This window comes from Actinacidiphila rubida, assembly GCF_900110255.1.
Taxonomy (GTDB): domain Bacteria; phylum Actinomycetota; class Actinomycetes; order Streptomycetales; family Streptomycetaceae; genus Actinacidiphila; species Actinacidiphila rubida.
Map to the genome: position 1 here is coordinate 102,753 of NZ_FODD01000004.1, position 19,467 is coordinate 122,219.

At 73.2% G+C, this 19,467-nt stretch carries 14 protein-coding genes; 4 read left to right on the forward strand and 10 right to left on the reverse strand.

All coding sequences use genetic code 11. The annotated features are described in order from the left end of the window. Nucleotides 1–17 precede the first annotated feature (17 nt). Complete coding sequence (locus BMW99_RS05055) at nucleotides 18–1,232, reverse strand: AAA family ATPase (RefSeq protein ID WP_075016303.1); 1,215 nt, start codon at nucleotides 1,230–1,232, stop codon at nucleotides 18–20. Between the two features lie 137 nt (nucleotides 1,233–1,369). Between BMW99_RS05055 and BMW99_RS05060 the strand changes: the two genes are divergently transcribed. Continuing rightward, the gene (locus tag BMW99_RS05060; RefSeq protein WP_069462823.1) at nucleotides 1,370–1,957 is read left to right on the forward strand and encodes a DUF1697 domain-containing protein; all 588 of its coding nucleotides are present in this window, start codon (nucleotides 1,370–1,372) and stop codon (nucleotides 1,955–1,957) included. Nucleotides 1,958–2,032: 75 nt separating this feature from the next. Here BMW99_RS05060 and BMW99_RS05065 read toward each other — a convergent pair whose 3' ends face one another. Together BMW99_RS05065 and BMW99_RS05070 are read right to left on the reverse strand one after the other, a co-directional pair. Continuing rightward, nucleotides 2,033–4,198 carry an NEW3 domain-containing protein gene (locus BMW99_RS05065; RefSeq protein WP_069462824.1) on the reverse strand — a complete coding sequence of 722 codons (2,166 nt, stop codon included), beginning with the start codon at nucleotides 4,196–4,198 and terminating at the stop codon, nucleotides 2,033–2,035. 342 nt (nucleotides 4,199–4,540) lie between these two features. Further along, nucleotides 4,541–5,326: a DeoR/GlpR family DNA-binding transcription regulator gene (locus BMW99_RS05070; protein ID WP_069462825.1), complete on the reverse strand. Its 786-nt coding sequence runs from the start codon at nucleotides 5,324–5,326 to the stop codon at nucleotides 4,541–4,543. 430 nt (nucleotides 5,327–5,756) lie between these two features. Between BMW99_RS05070 and BMW99_RS05075 the strand changes: the two genes are divergently transcribed. After that, nucleotides 5,757–6,128 (forward strand): VOC family protein, encoded by a 372-nt coding sequence (locus tag BMW99_RS05075; protein WP_069462826.1) that lies wholly within the window; start codon nucleotides 5,757–5,759, stop codon nucleotides 6,126–6,128. Between the two features lie 76 nt (nucleotides 6,129–6,204). Here the strand turns inward: BMW99_RS05075 and BMW99_RS05080 are convergent, their stop codons facing one another. From BMW99_RS05080 to BMW99_RS05110, 7 genes are all read right to left on the reverse strand, one after another. Then, on the reverse strand, nucleotides 6,205–6,951 hold the full coding sequence (locus BMW99_RS05080; protein ID WP_245791208.1) for a 2OG-Fe(II) oxygenase: 747 nt from the start codon (nucleotides 6,949–6,951) through the stop codon (nucleotides 6,205–6,207). Nucleotides 6,952–7,245: 294 nt separating this feature from the next. Continuing rightward, on the reverse strand, nucleotides 7,246–9,243 hold the full coding sequence (locus BMW99_RS05085; protein ID WP_079138294.1) for a SpoIIE family protein phosphatase: 1,998 nt from the start codon (nucleotides 9,241–9,243) through the stop codon (nucleotides 7,246–7,248). Nucleotides 9,244–9,751: 508 nt separating this feature from the next. Beyond that, on the reverse strand, nucleotides 9,752–11,098 hold the full coding sequence (locus BMW99_RS05090; protein ID WP_075016304.1) for a glycoside hydrolase family 26 protein: 1,347 nt from the start codon (nucleotides 11,096–11,098) through the stop codon (nucleotides 9,752–9,754). 110 nt (nucleotides 11,099–11,208) lie between these two features. Next, the gene (locus BMW99_RS05095) at nucleotides 11,209–12,858 is read right to left on the reverse strand and encodes a glycoside hydrolase family 43 protein (protein WP_075016305.1); all 1,650 of its coding nucleotides are present in this window, start codon (nucleotides 12,856–12,858) and stop codon (nucleotides 11,209–11,211) included. Nucleotides 12,859–12,952: 94 nt separating this feature from the next. Then, on the reverse strand, nucleotides 12,953–13,864 hold the full coding sequence (locus tag BMW99_RS05100) for a carbohydrate ABC transporter permease (RefSeq protein ID WP_069461827.1): 912 nt from the start codon (nucleotides 13,862–13,864) through the stop codon (nucleotides 12,953–12,955). Continuing rightward, entirely contained in the window at nucleotides 13,864–14,823 is a 960-nt protein-coding gene (locus tag BMW99_RS05105; protein WP_407640260.1) for a carbohydrate ABC transporter permease, read from the reverse strand. The genes BMW99_RS05100 and BMW99_RS05105 overlap by 1 nt, the downstream gene beginning before the upstream one ends. After that, nucleotides 14,820–16,124, reverse strand: coding sequence for an extracellular solute-binding protein (locus BMW99_RS05110; protein WP_069461826.1), 1,305 nt, complete (start codon nucleotides 16,122–16,124; stop codon nucleotides 14,820–14,822). The genes BMW99_RS05105 and BMW99_RS05110 overlap by 4 nt, the downstream gene beginning before the upstream one ends. Nucleotides 16,125–16,362: 238 nt before the next feature. On the opposite strand from BMW99_RS05110, the gene BMW99_RS05115 reads away from it, so the two are divergent. Together BMW99_RS05115 and BMW99_RS41180 are read left to right on the forward strand one after the other, a co-directional pair. Beyond that, on the forward strand, nucleotides 16,363–17,421 hold the full coding sequence (locus tag BMW99_RS05115) for a LacI family DNA-binding transcriptional regulator (protein WP_245791210.1): 1,059 nt from the start codon (nucleotides 16,363–16,365) through the stop codon (nucleotides 17,419–17,421). A gap of 374 nt (nucleotides 17,422–17,795) precedes the next feature. After that, complete coding sequence (locus BMW99_RS41180; RefSeq protein WP_075016306.1) at nucleotides 17,796–19,442, forward strand: glycoside hydrolase family 26 protein; 1,647 nt, start codon at nucleotides 17,796–17,798, stop codon at nucleotides 19,440–19,442. Nucleotides 19,443–19,467 lie beyond the last annotated feature (25 nt).

Sequence of the window (19,467 nt, forward strand, 5' to 3'; positions counted from 1 at the left end):
CTGCGCGGGTCGTTCGGTCACCCGGACTGGTCTACCTCATCCTGCCGGCCGGGCGCACCGCCCTGCTCGGCGCCCAGCGCCCGCACCGACACCCCGCCCACGCCCTCCACGCACGCCGCGTCCTGCACCGTGCCCAGGAGCCGGATGTGCCCGCGGGCCGCGGCGAGGCCCGCGAGCCGCAGCAGTTCGCGCACCTGCCGCCGGTCGAGCCCGAGGTCGAGCCCGTCAGCCAGTACGGTCAGCACCTGGCCGGCCGGAAGATGCTCGGTGCTGGTGTCCACGTCCAGCACGCCCGGCCCGGTGAGCAGCACCAACGCCTGTGCGAGGAAACGCAGTTCGCCGTCCCCGAGGCGGTCGATGGGCAGCGTGCCCTGCGGGCCGCGGTCGACCGCGGCGATCACCGCGTCGACGGCCGGGCCGCGCGCGTCGCCCGGCAGCACCGCGGGCAGCGTGGTCAGCCCCTCGACCGGCCCGCTGCACACCCCGCGCATCGCGTGGACGAGCGCGGCGTGCCGCGTGGCGCACTCCCCCTCCGTCCTGGCCAGCACCGCCGAGAGGTTGTCGCACGCCTCGCGCAGCCGGCCGTCGCCGAGCGGCACGGCCGCGCGCATCAACTCCGGCCGCGGCGCGACCGGGAACACCCCGCGCAGCGCGACGACCACCTGCTCGGCCGCGGCCAGCACCAGCCGCTGCCCGTCGGTGCGCCCGGCGACGCGCAACGGCAGCAGCGCTGTGGCGAGCAGGTCGTCGGGCAGCGGTGCCCGGGTGACCGGGACGACACCGGCGGTGTGCCACGCGGCCTGCACCGAGGACCGGGCCGGGTCCCGCAAAGCGGTCGTCAGCAACGTCTCCCCCGCGCCGGTGAGCCGTTCGCCGACGATGCGCAGGCAGGGTTCGGCCTGGATCGCGACGTCGAGCCGCACCGGGCCGACCGGGCCGGTGACCGTGCAGCCGATCCGGAAGCCGCGCCTGCCCTCCGCGTCGGGCAAGGCGGCCTGCGGCACGCACGCGGCCGCGCCCCCGCGCACCACCGTGCCGAAGACCTCCTCCAGCGAGGCGCCGCAGGCCAGCCGGCCGAGCGCGGCGAGCCCTTCGAGCACGCTGGACTTGCCCGTGCCGCTGCCGCCGGTGAGCAGGGTCAGCGGCCCGAAGGAGAACGTGGCTCCCCGGTGCGACTTGAAGGCCGACAGCCGCAGTTCGGTGACGACGGGCCGGTGGTGCCTGGTGCTCATGGGCGCGAACGTAACGAGCCCGACGGCCGCCGAACCGTTCCAGCGGGCGAGGGTTCCTTCGAAAGAAGGACAACACGCATGATTCGCGTGGCCGGTGGATAACGGGCCCTCGCGACGGCGCCCAGTAGCGTGGCCGCGTGACGAGGACGACGGGCACATCGGGGACGGCGAAGGACGCGGGGACGACTCCCCGGTACGTGGCGCTTCTGCGCGGCATCAATGTCGGCGGCCACAACAAGGTGCCCATGCAGACACTCCGCGAGCTGCTGGCCGGGATCGGCGGCACCGAGGTGCGCACCCATCTGCAGAGCGGCAACGCGGTGTTCGCCCACGACGAGCGCGACCCGGCGCTGCTGGCCGCCGATCTGGAGCGGGCGCTCGCCGACGAACTCGGCCTGACCATCACCTGCATGGTGCGCACCGGCGCGGATCTGCGCCGCGTCGTGGATGCGAACCCCTACGCGATGGACGACGTCAACGGCTCGCGTTTCCTGGTGGTGTTCCTGTCCGGGCCCGTCCCGCTGGACAAGCTCGCCGCCATCGACCGGAGCACGTACGCGCCGGACAGCCTGGAGCCGGGCGAGCGGGAGATCTACGGGCACTTTCCGGACGGCATCCGGGACTCGAAGCTGGCGGCGCTGCTGACCGACCGCCGTCTCGGGGTGAGCGCGACCGCCCGCAACTGGAACACGGTGACCAAGCTGCTGGAGTTCGCTGAGGCATGACGCCCCGGCATGACATGGGCCGGGGCCCGTCCGGCGGATCGCGGCGGACGGGCCCCGGGGTGGAGGAGCGCGGACCTACGGCTTCACGGCGAGGGCGAAGACGTGGATCGCGGGCTGGTTCGGCAGGGTCACGGTGCGCACCGTCTTGCCCGCGGTGAGCGGGACGGTGTTGGAGAACACCCGGTAGCTGACGCCGAAGTTGGCGGGACCGGCCTGGGTGTTGCGGTGGTCCATCGTGAGCACGGTCTTCGCGCCGTAGTCCGTGGTGGTCGAGCAGCACCAGTTCGGGAAGCCGAGCGTGCCGGTGCTGGTCGTGCCGTCGGTGTACGTGACGACGACCGGGCCGGAGGTGAAGCCCGTCTCGGTGCCGAGGAAGGCCAGCGCGCTGCCCTGGCCCGTGAGTTCGACGGCCTGGCCGCCGGTCGCCACGTTGTCGGGGGTGCCGGGCGCGGCGGCCGGCCAGGTGAAGGACGCGCCGTCGGAGGTGACGGTGGCGCCGGGGGTCGCGCCGGCCGCGGCGAGCGCGTCAGCGGAGTAACTGTCGCCGCCGCCGTCCAGGTTGCCCGGCGCGGTGTCGCTCTCCAGAGTGGCACCGACATTGTTGAAGGCGTCGGCGAGCGTCGGGTAGGGCACCACGCTGGTGATCGTCAGCGGTCCGCTCACCGAGTCGGCGCCGGCCGGCGCGGCGACGTACCGCGCGGTGGCGGTGACGGTGCTGACCGTGGTGCCGGGTGACGCCTTGGGCGCGGTGACGGTGACCGTCGTGGTGGCGGTCTGCCCGGGGTCCACCCGGTTGATGCGGACCGACGACGGGGTGACGGTCCAGCCGGCGGGCGCGGTGAGCGTCAGCGTGGTGGCGGACAGGCCGGTCGCCCCGTGGTCGGTCAGGCCGACGGTGTAGGTGCCGGGGTGGGCGGCGGTGCTGACGTCCTTCCAGGTCAGGGCAGTGGCGGGCGCGGTGGAGCGGTCGCCGCCAGCGCTGACCCGGTACAGGACGGTGGCGTGCGGCGGGACGTCCGCGGCGATGGTGCCGGTGGTCCGGGTGACGTGCTTGGTCACCAGGTCCTTGAGCAGGAACGACGAGCCGGGGCCGAAGCCGGCCGCGGCGGCCGACGTGGTGACGGTCTGCGCGGAGTCCGACTCGTTGAACAGCGCGACCGCGCGGTCGCCGTTCGCGAGCGGCTTGGACAGCACGTCGTAGCCGTCGCCGTGCTGGACGACCCGCCCCTGGAGGCCGGTCGGGTCCTGGTCGACGGCGATGACGTCGGGGTTGCCGAGGACGGCGAGGGCGTCCGCGGACAGATGGGTGAGGTCCGTGCTGGAGATGAGCGGGGCGGCCATGACGGACCACAGCGACATCTGGCTCTGGATCTCGTCGCGGGTCAGCCCGGAGTCGCCGGCGAGCAGGAAGTCCGGGTCGTTCCAGCGGCCCGGCCGCTGGAGGTCGGCCAGGCCCACGTTGTAGCCGTAGTTGTACTTCAGGGAGCTCCACTTGGCGCCGGCGCTCTCCTGGCCGAGGGCGACGTCGGCGCCCTCGCGCCAGAGGTTGCCGACCTCGGCGGACCAGCCGATGACGGTGTCCCAGTCGGGCCCGCCCTCGAAGTACGCGGGCGCGGACACCGAGAAGACCATGGGGCGGCCGGTGTTGAGCATCGCCTGGCTCCACGCCGCGTAGGTGTCGTGGTAGCTCTGCTCGTCGGTCTCGCCGGTTTTCGTCGGCACGTTGCAGCCGTCGAGCTTGACGTAGTCGACGCCCCACTTCGCGAACAGGTCGGCGTCCTGCTGCCAGTGGCCGAGGGAGCCGGGGTAGCCGCCGCAGGTGGCTGTTCCGGCGTCCTCGTAGATGCCGAACTTCAGCCCCATCGCGTGGAGTTGCTGCCCCACGTAGTCCATGCCGTGCGGGAACTTCAACGGGTCGGCGACGAGGTTGCCGGAGCTGTCGCGGGTGTGCGCCATCCAGCAGTCGTCGGTGGTGACGGTGTCGTAGCCCTTGGCGGCCAGTCCGGTGCTCACCAGCGCGCGTGCGTTGCCGAGGATGGTGTTCTCGTCGATGTCGCACTGGTAGTACGACCAGTCGTTCCAGCCCATGGGCGGCGTGGGCGCGTAGTTGGGGTACTGCGCGGCGGCCGCGGGTGGAGCGGCGAGCGCCGCGGGCGCGGCCACGAGTCCGGCGAGTGCGAGGGCGAGCGAGCCGCATCCGGCGGCTGCGATGCGCAGCCGCCGGGCGAGAGGTGATGTCACGGGGGCAACCTCACTGATCGGTCGGGCCGCCGGAGCGGCTGATCCAGAACCGTTGCGAGGTATATCTAGGCAGTCCTGCACAGACATGACAAGAGTCTGGCGCCAACACGCAGAAACACGCAGCGCCGCACACGCGGTGTGCGCAGTCGGATTCCCCTGGCCCGTGCCGCGTCGGAGCTGGTGACGGTGATTCAGGGCCGTCGCGCGTACACGGGGACGCCGCTCACGCCCGCGCTCACCTGCCCGGGCACCGGGGGCGGCAGCCATCCCCGGCGGCACCGCGCGGTCCCGACGGGACCGCGCAGCCAAGGGGCACCGGCGTCCGTGCGGTAGGGCGCCGCGTCAGACGCACTGCACCTCGACGCCCTGCGCGGTGAACCGCTCGACCAGCTCCTCGGGAGCGTCCTTGTCGGTGATCAGCACCGCGATCGCGGCGATGTCGCAGACCTGGGCGAACGCGCGCTTGCCGAGCTTGGTGGAGTCGGCGACCACGATGACCTTCTCGGCGCGCTCCGCCATCGCGCGGTTCGCGCTGGCCTCGCCCTCGTCGTGGGTGGCCGCGCCGAACCGGGGGTCGACCGCGTTCACGCCGAGGATCGCGTAGTCGAGCGAGATGGCCTGGAGCACCATGGTGGCCAACGGACCCGTCAGCTCGTAGGAGTTGGGCCTGGCCACCCCACCGGTGACGACCGTCTTCACGTAGGGCCGCACGGCCAGCTCGTTGGCGATGTTGATCGCGTTGGTGACGATGGTCAGCGCGGTCGCGGTGCCGCGGTCGGCGATGTCGGCGCGGATCGCCAGCTCCCGGGCGACGTCCGACGCGGTGGTCCCGCCGTTGACGCCGACCACCGCGCCCGGCGGGACCAGGCCGGCCGCCGCCTTGGCGATGCGGTGCTTCTCGTCGGCCTGGCGCGCGGCCTTGTAGCGCAGCGGCAGGTCGTAGGCGACACCACTGAGCACGGCTCCGCCGCGGGTGCGGGTCAGCAGCTGCTGCCGCGCCAGTTCCTCCATGTCGCGCCGGACCGTCGCCGTGGAGACGCCGAGCAGTTCGGCCGCCTCGGCGACCTGGATGCGGCCCTTGTCGCCCAGGACCTCCAGCAGCCGCGTCCACCGCTCGTGCGTGCCCATCGCCGCCCCGCTCTCCGCCGTCGCCCGTTGCCCCGTACCCCGCCGCCCGTCCACCGGAAGGGCGGGCTGCCGAGATTACCGCGCGCACGGTCGCGGAGTACCCGCCCTGCGGGCACCTGCTCGTTCGTGACACATCGCGCACGAACGCGTCACATCCGCGCATCGTCTCGCACGCCCGTGCAGGTCGCCGCCCCCGCTGCCCTTGCGCGCTCGGCGGCGGCGAACCGCGCAACGGCGGAGCGCGGCGCTCGGCACGACGCGCGGCACGACGCACGGCCCCCGCACGGCCCGGCGCTCGGCGCTCGCCGCCCCGTCGGCGGGTGGCGTCCGAGCCCGGGTGTCCGGACCTGCGGTCGGTGCCCGTGTCCGGACCTGCGGTCAGTGCCGTTGTCAGTGGGCCGGTGTCAGTGGCCGGTGCCAGGATGGGCGGATGCTGAGGATGGGTTCTGTGGTGATGGGCGTCGCGGACATGGAACGCGCCGCGGCCTTCTGGAAGGCGGCGCTGGAGTACGTGCCGCGCGAGGAGATGTCGGACGACTGGGTGGTGCTGGTCCCGGCGCGAGGGGCGGGCCCGCAGCTCTCCCTCGGTCTGAGCGAGACGCCGGTGCAGGACCGCCCCCGGGTCCACCTGGACCTGTACGCCGGTGACGCCGCGGACCAGGCCGCGGAGGTGGAGCGCCTGGTGGCCCTCGGGGCGACGCGGGTGGACTGGGACGCGTATCCGGACGACGCGGACTTCGTCGTCCTCGCCGACACCGAGGGCAACCGCTTCTGCGTCATCGACACCGGCCACGGCGGCTGAGACGCCGTGGTCGGCCGGGCCGGCGCACGGCGACGCGCGGCGACGCGCGGCAGTTGCGACCAACACCCGGACAAGGTCAGGTCGCGTCGTGGAAGACCAGGCCGAGGGTGTGCCTGCGCCCCGAGCGCACGGTGCTGACGCCGTGCCGCATCGGCGCGCTCGACCAGCCGCGGCGGGAGGCCACCGGCCGGTCGCGGGTGGTGAAGACCAGCCCGCGGCCCTGCGGGAGCACGGTCGCCGACCCGCGCGACTGGGCACGCGGCCGCTGCTCCGTCATCAGGAACTCGCCCCCGGTGAAGTCCTCACCGGGCACGTCGAGACCGATCACCACCTGGAGCGGGAAGACCCGCTCGCCGAACAGGTCGCGGTGCAGCGCGTTCCAGTCCCCGGCCCCGTACCGCAGCAGGATCTGGGCCGACCTGGACTGCCCGGCCGCGTGGCAGAGCGCGATCCACTCGTCGAGGCGGTCGGGCCAGGGCGCGGGCCGGCCGAGCCGCGCGGCCCAGTCCCGTGCGACCGGCAGCAGCCGCGGGTACAGCGCCTCGCGCAGCGAGCGGACGCCGTCCGGCAGGTCACGGGTGAAGTAGCGGTACTGCCCGGAGCCGAAGCGGTGCCGGGCCATGTCGACGGTCGACCGGAACCGCGTGTCGTCGCCGTACAGCGCGCTGAGCCCGCGGCACTCGTCGGCCGTGAGCAGCGGGCCGGTCAACGCGCTGCCGTAGGTGTCCAGTTCGGCGGTCAGGGCGGTCCAGTCGGTGGCGGCCACCCGCTGGGCGAGGGTGCCGCCGGGGCGGACGGTGGTGGTCATGGCGGTGGTGGTCATGGCGGTGGTCCTCCGCTGGGGTTGCGCGGCACGGCGCCGTTTCCCGGCGCCCGCCTGGTCACCCCCAGCCTCGGTGCGGACCGGCCGCACTGCTGGCGGGAATCGGACGCCGCGCACCGCGGAGGCCGCCCCTGCCGACGCCGCCCCTGCGGACGGCGCGCGACCACGGACACCGCCCTCACGACGCCCGCCGTCACGGACGGCACCACCACGCACGAGACCCCACGTGCACGCGCCCCGGCACGCCATCGCCATGCGGCCGGCGCGTCATCGACGCGCCCCGCGGTCAGGACGTCAGCACACCTCGGCGACGAGCAGCGCGATGTCGTCCGGGTGGTCCGGGGGCGGCAGCGCGGCCAGCAGCCGGTCGCAGGTGTCCTCCAGGGGGATGCGCGGCTGGGTGACCACGTCGAGCAGGGCGCGCAGCCGGTCGCCGATGGCCTGGCGGCGGCTCTCCACCAGGCCGTCGGTGTAGAGGACGAGGCGGTCGCCCGGCTCCACGTCCACGGTCGTGGTGGTGAACGGCACGCCGCCGACGCCCAGGGGCGCGCCGGTGGGCAGGTCGAGCAGCACGGGCGGGCGGTGGGCGTGGTCCAGCACCGGCGGCGGATGGCCGGCCAGCGAGATCCTGCACTGGCCGCGCTGCGGGTCGTACACCGCGTACACGCAGGTCGCGATGATCTCGTCGAGTTCCAGGGTGGCCTTGTCGAGGTGGCCGAGTATCTCGGCCGGGTCCAGGTCGAGACGGGCGAGCGTGCGGGTCACGGTGCGGAGCTGGCCCATGGTGGCGGCCGCGTTGATGCCGTGTCCCATGACGTCGCCGACCACCAGCGCGGTCTTGTCGCCACCGAGCCGTATCGTGTCGAACCAGTCGCCGCCGGCCTGCTGCGCGGTCCCGGCCGGCTGGTAGCGGTAGGCGACCTCCAGGCCGGGCAGCTCCGGCGGGCGCTGCGGCAGCAGGTGCCGTTGGAGGGCGACCGCGGCGTGGCGCTGGCGCTGGTACCAGCGCGCGTTGTCGATGGCGACCGCGGCACGGGCGGCCAGCTCGCCGGCCAGCACGAGGTCGTCCTGGGTGAACGGGTTCGGGTTGCGGGTCCGCGCGAGGTCCAGCACGCCGAGCACCTGGCCGCGCGCGATGAGCGGCACTATCAGGTACGAGTGCAGCCCCGCCCGCTCCCACCTGGCCGCGGACCGCTCGTCGCGGGCGATGCGCCGCAGGTCGTCGGGCCGGACGTGCGGGACGAGGATGGGGCGCCGGGTGCGCGCGGACCGGGTGACCAGCCGGTGCGCCCCGTACGCGGCTATCTCCCCGGCCGGGTCGGCGGCCTCCATCACGTCGGTGGCGTAGGAGGTGGCCATCGCCAGGGCCCGGAAGTTCGCCGGGCCGAAGCCGGGATCGGTCGGGTCGTCGTCGCGCAGTACCGCGTCCAGCACGTCGACCGCCGCGAGGTCGGCCAGGTCGGTGACGACCACGTCGGCCAGCTCGCGCGCGGTGCGCTCCAGGTCGAGGGTGGTGCCGATGCGGACGGAGGCGTTGGCGATGACGGCGAGGCGGCGGCGGGCCTCGGCGGCCTCGGCCGCCGCCCGGTACTGGTCGGTGATGTCCACGACGGAGATCGCCACGCCGATGACCCGGCCCGAGGGGTCCTGCAGCCGGTAGTAGGACGCGTTCCAGGTGTGGTCGGTGCCGGGGTCGGCCGCGGTCCTGCCGGTGCGCACCCGGTCCAGCAGCGGCTTGCCGGTGGCCAGCACCTGCCGCATGTCGGCCTCGATGGCCTTGGTGTCGAGCTTCGGCACCACTTCGGAGACCGAGCGGCCCAGGTGGTCCTCGGCGCGTATGCCGGTGATGTGCTCCATCACCGGGTTGACCAGGACGTAGCGCAGGTCCTCGTCGAGGACGGCGAGGCCGATCGGCGAGTGCGAGACCAGGCCGACGGTCAGCGCCACGTCCCGTTCGAGGTCACGCAGCGTGGTCGCGTCGGTGGCCAGGCCCAGCGCGTAGTACTCGCCGTGTTCGCCCTGCAACCGCACGTTGCGGAACTCCACGGGGCGCGTCGTGCCGTCCTTGTGCCGGACGGGGAAGACCCCGGCCCAGGGCTCGCCGCCGCCCATCACGCGCGAGAAGAGCTCCAGCACCAGCCCGATGTGCTCGTCGGCGACCATCCGGCCCGCCGCGGGGCGGCCGAGGACCTCCTCCGCGCTCCAGCCGAAGAGCTCCTGTGCCTGCGGGCTCCACAGCACGACCCGCCCCTCGGCGTCGAGCACCACGGCGGCGACGCCCAGCACGTCCATCAGCCCTCCCGCCTCGGACGTGACGAGGCCCGCGGGACCGGGCACGGCCCGCACACTCTCGGAGGTTGTCACCCCGGGCCCTCCTTCCCCCAGGTCACCGCGCCGCGTAAGCCCCCGCGCGCGTGCGCCGGGGCCGCGGTGAGCCGGGACACCATCCAGCGCGCACGTCCCATGGTCTCTCCGCCCCACGCGGGCGGCAGCCCGGGACGCCGGCCGATGTGCGCCGGCGGCGTCCCCGGCCGCTTCCCCGTTGTCTCACATGGCGGTCGTCCGGCCGCCGAAGGCGCCCATTGTGCCGTACGCCCGGCGTCCGCGCCCCAGGGGGGAAGCACTGGCGCCTCCCCGTGCGGGGTACCGTCCAGAGTGCCCCGCGCGGGCCGCCGCCGCCAGATGTGCGGGGTGCCGAATTCGTCCAGGTCAGGCGGGCCCGACCGGAGGCGGGACGCGCCCCGCGGGCGGTGCCGCCGCTCGCGGGGCGCGGTGGCCGGTCCGCCGGCCGGTGGTGGGATCAGGCGCAGGTGGTGGCGAAGGCACCGGCGGTCAGCAGGGAGCAGAACGCGGCGCGGCCCTGCGGATAGCGGCTGACGAGCGAGTTGACGTACCAGCCGCTGGTGGGCGGCAGGGCGATGGGGGCGCCGGGCGAGGTCTGCCCGTCGAATCCGTACCGCCAGTCGACGTTGATGTAGGTGACCGCCCTGATCACCTGCGACAGGTCGTAGCCGGTGCCGATGAAGTGGGTCGGGGCGCCGTCGACGACGCCGTTGGGCAGCGGCCCGCGGTACGTGGTCAGCGTGGCCAGCCGCTGCATGAACGCGGTGACGTCGCTGTCGTGCTGGGTGCCGTCGGCGGCGAGGTCGTCGGACATGCGCTGCACGCCGGACTCGGCGACGAGCATCGGCTTGCCGTGGGACTGCGCCCACCACATCATCCGCAGGATGTTCAGGTCGACCGGGTAGCCGTGCGGGATGGCGTTGACGTTGCCGTTGACGTAGTCGTCGTAGTAGCCGGAGCAGGTGCGGGCGGCGGTGTCCTCGGTACCGTTCCAGTAGGTGGTGCCGTTCTCCCGGTAGGGCTGGCACAGGTCCTGGTCGAACACGCTGACGCCGACCCAGTCGGTGACGTCGTCGCCGGGGTAGAGCTTGTCGAACTCGCCCCGCACCGGGTGGTAGACGAACTGCACGCGGCTGCCGGCGCCGCTCTGCCCGCGCACCAGCTGGACGACGTGGCGGAAGGCGTTCTTGTACGGGGTGCAGTCGGTGCCGCCGGCGCAGAAGAAGGCACTGCTGACCTCGTAGTCGACGCGGATCAGGAACGTCGCGGCGGGGTGGGCGGCGATGAAGGAGGACAGGGCGGCGAACTGCCCGTCGTAGCCGCCTTCGGCGATGGCGGCCGTGGCCTGCTGCGACGCGGTCTGCTTGTCGGCGTCGGCGCCGTCCCAGCCGGGCGGGTCGTCCTTCCAGCTGACGCCGACCTCGATCTGCTTGCCGCGGTCGGCGAGGAAGGAGGCGTAGCCGGTCTCACATCCCGTGCCGCAGGCGCCGGAGAAGCCGCCGTCGCGGACGCTGTAGTACACCGAACCGCCCTGCGGGTTCGCCCCGGTGGACGAGGTCAGGTCGTTCCACGCGCCGGTGTTGCTCTGCCCGACGAGCAGGGCGCGGGGTCCGGCCGCGGCGGGAACGGCCTTCGCGGACGCGGAGTTCGGGGCGGCGGGGGCGGGAGCGGCGGAAGCGGGCGCGGCGGCGTGGGCCGCGGTCCCCGCGGTGAGGACGGCGGCGGCCGCGAGCAGCGCGGAGGTGAGGGCCGCGGCGAACCTGCGTGGGGCGCGGGTTCGGACGCGCCTGGGGGTGGGGGGCACGGTGACTCCTTCGGCGTGGGGGGCGGGAGTTGGTGCGTCGGTGGTGCGGGCGCCGGCCGCCGCGGACGGATGACCACGCGGCGGCCGGCGGCTTGTGGGGGGGTGGCGGCTCAGTGCTCCCGGTAGGTGGCGAAGTCGAAGTCGGCGTAGGCGCCGTCGGCCCCGATGTCCTGCACCCACAGGCCGAGGAAGGCGCCGGTGAAGGCCGGGCTCGCGGCCCGCCCGTCCGGGGCCTGCTTCTCGCCGGCGTACTCGTCGGACAGGATGGTGGCGTTCAGCGCCGGGCCGAGCGCGCTCCATGCCCCGTCCTCGAGCCGGTGGTCGAACAGCACGTGCTCGCCGTCGAGCGTGACCCGCAGCTCGACCGGCCCGGTGCCGGGCAGCGCGAAGTCGGCGGCCGGGTAGGCGATGCGGTCGCCGTCGTCGCATGTGAGCAGCGACAGCACGGTGCGGCCCTCGTCGTCGCGGGTGACGTAGGCGAAGTGCCAGTTGCGGCTGTCGTAGTAGGCGGTGACGCCGGCGAGCTGGCGCACGTCGGCGGGCCGGAACTCCAGCGAGGTCTCCAGCGAGCAGTGCAGCGAGCCGGCCCTCCGGGCGACCAGGCTGGGGCTGCGCAGGCCGCGCGGCGACTGCCCGCCGTGCACCCGCAGATGCGAGCGGCGGGCGCTCGGATCGGCCCAGTCGGGGGTGGCGGGCCGGCGCAGCGTCGCCCAGTGCGGGCCGAGCCGGGCGCCGTCGAACTCGTCCCGCTCGGGCTCCGCGGGGAACGGGTGGGCGGGCAGCCGGGGCGCCGGGACCTCTTCGGCGGGGACGCCGCCGGCCACCCGCGGCCAGCCGTCCGGCGTCCAGTCGACGCGCTGGATCGCCGTCTCCCGGCCGAGCACGCAGCGGCCGAGCCGGGAGTCGGGGCGGCCGGTGAGGTGCGCCAGGTACCACTCGCCGGTCTGCGTCTCGACGAGGCTGCCGTGCCCGGCCTTCTGCAGCACCAGGTCGGGGCGGCCGCGGGAGGTGAGGGTGGGTCCGGCGGGGTCGGACTCGTAGGGGCCGAGCAGGGTGCGGGAGCGGGCGACGGTGACCTGGTGGTCGTAGGCGGTGCCGCCCTCGGCGGTCATCAGGTAGTACCAGCCGTCACGGCGGTAGAGGTGCGGGCCCTCGGTGACGCCGGCGTCGGTGCCGTCGAAGAGCATGTGCACCTCGCCGGTCAGCCGGCTCGCGGAGCAGTCCCACGCCTGGGCCTGGATGCCGGCGAACGGGTCCCGCCGCGGCCGCCAGTCGCCGGTCAGCGACAGCATCCAGCAGGAGCCGTCCTCGTCGTGGAAGAGCGACGGGTCGAAGCCGCGGGCGTGCACCGGTACCGGGTCGGACCACGGCCCCTCGGGCGAGGGGGCGGTCGTGACGTAGTTCTGCGCGTCCCACCAGCCGCCGTGGTGGTTGTCGACGCGGGTGAAGACCAGGTGGAACAAGCCGTGCGCGTACGACAGGCAGGGGGCCCAGACGCCGCCGGAGTCGGGCACGCCGGACAGGTCCAGCAGCCGGGTCTCGCCCAGTGCGCCGGGCAGCGGGCGCCAGTGCACCAGGTCGCGCGAGTGGTGGATGCGGACCCCGGGGTGCCACTCGAAGGTGGAGGTGGCCAGGTAGTAGTCGTCCCCGACGCGCAGCACGGAGGGGTCGGGGTGGAAGCCGGTCAGGACCGGGTTGCGGATGACCTGCCCGTCGCCGTCGGCGGGCGGGGCGTCGAGGGTGGTGGCCTCGGTCGTCATGGGGGCCTTTCGGATAGGGGTGGGCGGCGGCCCGGAGGAGGCGGTCGGCACGCGGGGGCGGACGGCCGGCGCGCGGGCGCGGATCCGGCGGCGGCTACTTGCCGAAGCCGGCGGTCAGGCCGCTGAGGAGGTGGCGGCGGCCGAACAGGTACGCGGCGAGCAGCGGCAGGAGGGACAGCACGACCGCGGCCATCGTGGCGGGCACGTTGATGCCGCCCTGCTGGCCCTGGTAGTTCCACAGGCCGAGGGTGACGGTGCGCCGGGCGTCGCTCTGGGTGAGGACCAGCGGGAAGATGAAGCCGTTCCAGGCGCCGAGCGCGGTGTAGACGCCGACGGTGACGAGGCCAGGCCGGGTCAGCGGCAGCACCAGGGCCCGCAGCGTGTGGGTGGCGTCGGCGCCGTCCACGGTCATGGCCTCGTACAGCTCGCCGGGGATGTCCCGCATGGTGGAGGTGAGCACGAGGATCGCCATCGGCAGCGAGAACGCCGCGGTGGGCAGCACGATCGCGGTGAGCGTGTCGTAGATGTGCAGCCGGGTGATGAGCAGGTAGACCGGCACGATCGTGGCCTGTGCCGGGATGGCCAGGCCCATCAGCATGACCGAGAAGCCGAGCGACACGAACCGGCTGCGGCTGCGCACGATCGCGTACGCGGCGGGCAGCGCCAGGGCGAGCACCAGCGCGACCGTGCAGAGCGTGACGAGGACGCTGTTCCACAGGTAGGTGGCGAAGCCGGAGTCCAGCACGGTGCGGTAGTTGGACAGCACCACGTGGTGCGGCAGGCTGAGCGGGCCGGCGTCGAGGTAGTCGCTCTTGTCGCGCAGGCTGGAGGCGAGCACGTAGTACAGCGGCACGGCGACGACGGCCAGCCACACGGCGGCGCCGAGGCCGCCGAGCCAGTCGGGCCGCCGGTACAGGTGCCCGGTGCCGCGCCGCCGCGCCCGTCCGGGGGCGGGCCGCGGCCCGCGCACGGCGGGTTCGACGGTGGACAGGGTGCGGCTGCTCATCACAGGCCTTCCCGCTGGCTGGTCATGCGCCGGAAGCCGGTGACCCGGACGACCAGCAGGGACAGGGCCGTGCCGGCGACCAGCAGCAGCACGGCGAGCACGCTGGCGTACCCCATGTCGAAACTGCTGAAGCCGGTCAGGTACATGTGCAGCGGCAGGATCCGGGTGGACGTCCCCGGGCCGCCGTTGGTGAGGATCAGCACGATGTCGAAGTAGGTCAGCGAACCGACCAGGATCAGCACGGACGACGTGACGACCGTGTTGCGCAGCTGCGGCAGCGTGATGGAGAGGAACTGACGCCACCGGCCGGCGCCGTCGATCGTCGCGGCCTCGTAGAGCTGGACCGGGACCTGCCGGGCGGCGGCCTGGTAGAGCAGCGTGTGGAACGGCACGAACTGCCAGGTGATGACGGCCATGACGGTCCACAGCGCGAGGTGCGGGTCGCCGATGAAGTTGCCGTCCTTCACGCCCAGCCAGGGCCCGAGGGTGTGCGCCAGGCCGAAGTTGGGGTCGAGCAGTGCCGAGAACAGCAGCGCGACGGCGGCGCTGGACATCAGCAGCGGGACGAAGAACAGGGTGCTGAGCACCGCACGGCCGCGCTGGTGCCCGGCGCACCACACGCCCAGCGGCAGGCAGATGAGGGTCTGCACGCACCAGGTGACGACGGTCAGCAGCACCGACAGCCGCAGCGACTGGCCGAGTTGGGGGTCGTGGAAGAGCCGGGACCAGTTCGCGGTGCCCGCCCAGTGCGGGCTGCCGAGCCCGTTCCAGCGGCAGAAGCTGAGCGCGACGACGAGCGCCATGGGAACCACGGCGAACAGGGCGAAGTAGAGCAGCGCGGGGACGGCCCACAGGGCGCCGGGCCGTCCGTCGCCCCGCCGGGGGGCGGCGCCCCGGCGGGACGTGCCGGCCCCGCGGCGGGTCGCCGCGAGGCCGCCGCGCGATGCGGTGATGGTCACTTGGCGTCCATGGCGGACACGAACTGCTGGGGCGTGGACTGCTTGTTGAAGACCTTCTGCAGGTTGGTCAGCATCGTCTGCGCGGTGGCCGGGTCCAGCGCCTGGTCCCAGGACTGGGTGAACGACGGCGCGTTCTGCACCAGTTGGTAGACGAACGTGGTGTAGTCCGCGTTCGGCGCGGAGCGCAGCTGGCCCTCGATGCCGGCGATGGCCGGGACCTGGCCGATGTCGATGAGGTCCTTGACGTAGGACGGCTCGGCGACGGTCTTCTTGATGAAGTCGGCCGCGTCGGACCTGTGGGCGGACTTGGCGGTCACGGAGAAGAAGTTGGACGGGTTGCCGACGACGTCCTTCGGGTCGCCCTTGCCGTTCGCGACGGTCGGGAAGGTCGTCCAGCCGAGCTTGCCGGCCTTCACGAAGTCCGGCGCGGTGGCGAGCTGGCCCGCGTACTCCCAGGAGCCCATCAGCTCCATGCCGGCCCGGCCCTTGGACAGCAGCGCGTCGGCGCCGCCGGAGTCCTGGCCGACGGAGCCGTAGTTGCTGCCGAAGGCGCCGCGGTCGACGAGGTCGCGGATCATGCCGAGCGCGGTGGCCACGGCCGGGTCCTGCCAGGCGCCGGGCTTGCCGGCCTGGATGCCCGCGAACACCCCGGGTCCGCCGACCCGGTCGAGCAGGTACTCCATCCACATCAGCTCGGTCCACGCCTGGGAGCCGGCCAGGGCGATCGGGGTGACGCCCTCGGCCTTCATCAGGTCGATGTCGTGCAGCAGGTCCTGCCAGGTGGCGGGAGGCGTGCTGATGCCGGCCTTGGTGAAGACGTCCTTGTTGTAGAAGAGCGCGACGGGCTGCACGCCCTCCATGGGGACGCCGTAGACCTTGCCGTCGACGGTGCCGCCGGCGAGCACGCTGGGCAGGAACCTGGACCTGAACGCGGGGTCGAGGTCGGCGCTGAGGTCCGCGACGTTCCCGGACTTCACGTACGTCGACAGGTTGCCGCCGCCCCAGTTGAGGAAGACGTCCGGGGCGTTCGGCGAGCCGAGCGCGGTCTGGAGCTTCTGCTTGTACGGGTCGTTGACGAAGAACTGCAGCGTGGCCTGGGAGTCCTTGGACGCGGCGTTGTACGTGCCGGCGGACTTCTTCTGGACGGGGTTCAGCGCGGTGTCCTGGAGGGACCAGACGGTGACCTTGCCGGAACCGCCGCCGGAGCCGGGGCCGCTGCTGCCGCAGGCGGTGGCGGTGGCGGCGAGGACCACGGCGGCCGCCACGGCGGTGGCGGCTCTGAGGGTGAGTGCACGCTGCATCGTCGGAACACGCTCCTCCGGGAGCCGGAAGACGTCGGCTCCACTCGATGGAAACTTCGATGGAAAGTTGCGATACTTTCCGTTCGACGGACCGTAGAGTTTTCTGCCGAACGGCGTCAACGGAGCGGCAGGTAACAGTGCGGTCACGGGCGGACGGGCCCAGCCGCGGGCCGCCCATGACCAGGGAGAGCGTCGGCGGCTTCGTCTACGCTGGCCGCGACCGACAAAGAGCAGTGAGGTGACCGTGGTCGACAGCGACCGCACCAAAGCGCCGCAGGCGGACCTGCAGCCCCGTGTGACGATCGCCGAGATCGCCCGCAAGGCGGGGGTGTCGGTCGCCACCGTCTCCAAGGTGCTCAACGGCCACGCACACGTCGCCGACGCGACCCGCGAGCGGGTCGAGGGGCTGCTGGAGAGCCACAACTACCTGCGCCGGCGCAGCCGTCCGACCCGGACGGTGGGGCTCATCGACCTGGTCATCAACGAGCTGGACAGCCCGTGGTCGGTCGAGGTGGTCCGCGGGGTGGAGGAGACCACCGCGCAGCACGGCAGCGGCCTGGTGGTCACCGCCGTGCACGGCCGGCCCGCCGACACCCTGCGCTGGCTGGACAACCTCACCAAGCGCGGCAGCGACGGCGTGATCCTCGCGGTGACCGAACTGCCGCCCGGCCAGCGGCGGAAGGTGCAGGAACTGGACGTCCCACTGGTCGTCGTCGACCCGGTGGGCAACCCTGACCCGGCCATCCCCTCGGTCGGCGCCACCAACTGGCACGGCGGGCTGGCGGCCACCCAGCACCTGCTCGACCTGGGGCACCGCAGGATCGGCATCATCACCGGACCGGACGACGTGCTCAGCGCGCGGGCCCGGCTCGACGGCTACCGGGCCGCGCTGGAGAGCGCCGGTGTCGGGGTCGATCCGGCCCTGGAGATCCGCGGCGACTTCCACCACGAGACCGGCTTCAGCGGCGCCCGCGAACTGCTGGCGCTGCCCGAGGCGCCCACCGCGATCTTCGCCAGCAGCGACCTGCAGGCACTCGGCGCCTACGACGCGATCCGGCGGGCCGGGCTGCAGGTCGGACAGGACGTCAGCGTGGTCGGTTTCGACGACCTGCCGGCCGCGTCGTGGGCCTCGCCGCCGCTGACCACCGTGCGCCAGCCGCTCAGCGACATGGCGGCGATGGCCGCGCGCATCGTCCTGCAGGGCGTCGAGGCGGTGCTGCCCGGCGGCATGCGCCGGATGGAGCTCGCCACCGCGCTCGTGGAGCGCGAGAGCACGGCGCCGCCGCACGCCCGCTGACGCGGGGCACGCGCCACCGGCCGGCCCATGTGCCCGCGGCCGCCAGGACGGTGGCGACTGTGGCACCTCCACAGGCGCGCCCTGACGCGCCGCGCTTCCCCGGAGTCCCCGCGCGGGGCACCGCGTTCCCCTGCCCGCACCGCGGATTCGGTCCGATCCATTGACGTGACCGCGGATGCCTCCTACGGTTCCGCACCGGAAACACTGCGAGAGTTTCCGATCTACGAAGGCTGTCTTTCAGCGGTACGACGCGTTCCCAGTCGTCCGCCGCGTGCCGCTCCGACCGCTCCGACCGCTCCGACAGTTCCGACAGTTCTGACAGCTCCGACAGCTCGGCCTTCGTACCCCCCACCGCACCGACCGAGGAGTCCTCAGTGAGACTTCGCACCGCCCTCGCGGCGTCCACCGCCGCGGTGGCCGCCACCCTCGCCCTGCTGGCCGCGGGCACCACCTCCGGAGTGCCCGCCGCCGCCGCGGGCCTGACGGCCCGCAACCTGCCCGCGGACGGGAAGATCCTGCCGGTCATGGGCCAGGACTCCGACACCCTGTCCGACTACAAGAGCCAGGTGCTGGACAACGCCTCGCTCAACGCCCCCCAGCCGGGCGCGGTCACCCTGTACACCAACCTCGTCGAGGGCGGCAGTCCCGCACCGCTGGCCGGCATGTTCTCCCCCGCGAACTGGGGCAGCGGCACGATGGACTTCGCCAAGACGCTCTCCCAGTACCCGAATTCGGGACTGGCGGTCGGCCTGTACCTGTCCGACGCGACCAGCGGGTGCGGCAACCAGCCGCTGCGCGCGATCATCGGCCGCACGGACGCCGACATCACCCCGCAGCTCACGCAGCAGTACCGCAGCGACATCGACCGCATGGTCAACCAGTTCAAGTCCTGGAACCGGCAGGTGTTCCTGCGCATCGGCTACGAGTTCGACGGCCCCTGGAACTGCTACAACGCCGACTACTACAAGCAGGCGTTCCAGTACATCAAGGGCCGCATCGACGCGCTCGGCGCCACCAAGGTGGCCACCGTCTGGCAGGCCGCGGCCTGGCCGCTGAACGCCTCGCCCGACCATCCCGAGTACGACTACACGGTCACCGACCCCCACCACCTCGATCCGTGGTATCCCGGTGACGCCTACGTCGACTACGTCGGGCTCTCGGACTTCTACAACTCCGGTTCGCTGAGCACCCAGTGGGGATGCAGCAGCTACGACGTCGACCCGGTGACGCTGCAGAACCGGGTGCTGGACTTCGCCCGCTCCCACGGCAAGCCGGCCATGATCGCCGAGGCGTCGCCGCAGGGCTACAGCACCTCGGGCCACACCAAGAGCTGCATCATGCGCAAGAACCCGCAGTCCACGACCGCCGCCACGCTGCTCAGCGAGTGGTACGCCGGCTACTGGAACTGGATCGAGACCAACAGCGACGTCATCCGCGTGGCCTCCTACATCAACACCGACTGGGACGCGCAGACCCAGTGGCAGTGCGCGGACGGCGCGTCGGCGGGCGGCACCGGCTGCTCCAACGGCTACTGGGGCGACGCCCGGATCCAGGCCGACAGCACCATCCGCGACGCGTTCCTGACCCAGTTGCGCACGTGCGCGTTCGTCGGCGGCACCACCGGCACCTGCGGCGGCGGCACGACGGGCGGGACCACCGGTGGAACGTCCGGCGGCACCACGACGCCCCCCACCACCCCGCCGACCACGCCGCCCACCACTCCCCCGACCACCCCGCCCGGCGGCAGCGGCTTCACCCAGGGCGTGGCGGCCGGAGCGAGCGGCAGCGACACCCTGTGGTTCGCGCCGGCCGCGGGCGCCAGCGAGTCCTTCGTCGCCGTGCACTACAGCCTCGACGGCGGCGGCCAGCTCAACTACATGGCGACGTGGAACGGCTCGGCCGGCCGCTGGGAGCAGCCGGTGACCGTACCCGCCGGGCACACCCTGTCGTACTACTTCGACTACCAGCCGACCACCCAGACCTACCAGAACACCACCCCGCACTACACGTTCACCGGCTGACCCGGCCGACCCCCGGCGTGCGTCG

Coding starts and splice junctions, on each gene's coding strand:
- BMW99_RS05070 (WP_069462825.1), bottom strand. CDS start 5,326: ATGGGCACGCACGAGCGGTGGACGCGGCTGCTGGAGGTCCTGGGCGAC.
- BMW99_RS05110 (WP_069461826.1), bottom strand. CDS start 16,124: ATGCAGCGTGCACTCACCCTCAGAGCCGCCACCGCCGTGGCGGCCGCC.
- BMW99_RS05080 (WP_245791208.1), bottom strand. CDS start 6,951: ATGACCACCACCGCCATGACCACCACCGTCCGCCCCGGCGGCACCCTC.
- BMW99_RS05085 (WP_079138294.1), bottom strand. CDS start 9,243: ATGGACGTGCTGGGCGTCGCCGCCGTGGTGCTCGACGCCGAGGGGCGG.
- BMW99_RS05075 (WP_069462826.1), top strand. CDS start 5,757: ATGCTGAGGATGGGTTCTGTGGTGATGGGCGTCGCGGACATGGAACGC.
- BMW99_RS05055 (WP_075016303.1), bottom strand. CDS start 1,232: ATGAGCACCAGGCACCACCGGCCCGTCGTCACCGAACTGCGGCTGTCG.
- BMW99_RS05100 (WP_069461827.1), bottom strand. CDS start 13,864: ATGAGCAGCCGCACCCTGTCCACCGTCGAACCCGCCGTGCGCGGGCCG.
- BMW99_RS05095 (WP_075016305.1), bottom strand. CDS start 12,858: ATGACGACCGAGGCCACCACCCTCGACGCCCCGCCCGCCGACGGCGAC.